A 1,617-nucleotide genomic window follows, 5' to 3' on the forward strand; every position below is an offset into this window, starting at 1 on the left:
ATTGTACAGCTGTTCTTTTTATAAAGTACAATTAAATTACAAAATTCATGTTATTTTTTTCAATATGTTAAGATATTTGTTCCAATTTTATGTTGGAACGCTGAAAGTAATAAACTAAAACTTATTACTGCAGCAATAACTTAAGGTGGTTATTGCAATGGGGCTCACCTCTTACCATTCCGAACAGAGAAGTTAAGCCCATTAGCGCCGATGGTACTGCATTTGTGGAAGAGTAGGTCATCGCCTTTTTTAGAATCCCGATTCATTTTTTTGAATCGGGATTTTTTTTTGTAATAAATTTAGATGTTAACTTCCCTAAAATTAAGGGGATCCCATAGAATCAATATGATCTTTTGACATAGGTTTTAATGATAATTCAAAAAAATCATTAATAATCCTTTTAAGACAGTTAATGAATACCAGCTTATACCTTTAAAATTGTTCGGCTACTTTTACATATGTTATCTCTAGCCATTTTTCTAACTACTCCAGTTAATAAGGCAAATCAAGAATTGGAGCTACTTACATAACAATATCGACAATCTTTAAAACAACTCGTTGATGCCACCTGCATAAATTACAACATTGGGATCTATAGCCGTAGCTCATAGCTATTATCTCATGTGCTTTTGAATTTGTAAAAATATAGAGCTCATGATTCTTCATTAATAGCCATCTCTTAATAATCTTAAGTGATTACAATTGTTATTTTTTTTTGTGTAAAAACCATCATATTTCTAATAAAACTGATTCGTTTGTAACCAGGTAATGGGCTTTATTATATAGGCATGTGTTCCAGATTGAAACATGTTTTATTTAAAATTTAAGATAATTAACCAGTTCAAAAGATTACTAGTTTAAAATAGTCGTCAATTTTAATAACAAAATTGTTTTATTACGGATTTTTTGTTTGTACTGGTATCTAATTTTATTTTTTAAGATAGAATTGTCTAAATTTATTTCTGTTTCTAATAAAAACTATGTGATAAATAAATTGAAAATTAAATGTATTCACAAAATATAACTATTGAATATTCTTATTGGTATTGATGTTTTTTTGAATTTTGGAGGGATGATTAATTGGTTTATTATTTTTTATGATATTGAAATCTATACATTCATTACTTATTGCATTATTTAATAGTTAATAATAGGATTGGATCAAGGCGTGTTTTTTAGATAATGATAAATACTGAAAGGAAATCACTGTCATTTATTCTATTTTGGCTTGGATTAATTAACCCCCTTGGACTGTATTGTAAACAGTATCGTGGGTAAAAAGCTAGGTTGAATCGTTTGGTGATTCCCATATTTTAAAAAAAACACGAACATGATTCTTTTCTATCTATTAAGTTTCAGTTGATTAAGTATTCTTATAAAAAAAACTTATTTTTTTTATAAGAATTGTTTGTTTGTAAAAGAAAAAGGGTTGTATATTTGCACTCGCTAAAAACAACATCTGTTATAGTGAAGTTCTTAAAAAGTAGTGTTAATTGAAGATTAAGAAAAGGTCAAAAAAACTTTTTCAAATTTTTTTTCAAAAAACATTGTGTAAGAATAAAAAGGGTTTTATATTTGCACCCGCTTAGGAGATTAACGCCCTAGGGAAGTAAGAAA

1 rRNA gene is annotated in these 1,617 nt (G+C 27.4%); it reads left to right on the forward strand.

The annotated features are described in order from the left end of the window. Positions 1–141 precede the first annotated feature (141 nt). Positions 142–249: ribosomal RNA gene (rrf, locus tag IEV77_RS17330) — 5S ribosomal RNA — on the forward strand. Positions 250–1,617 lie beyond the last annotated feature (1,368 nt).

The organism is Xanthomarina arctica (assembly GCF_014638915.1).
GTDB lineage: Bacteria > Bacteroidota > Bacteroidia > Flavobacteriales > Flavobacteriaceae > Xanthomarina > Xanthomarina arctica.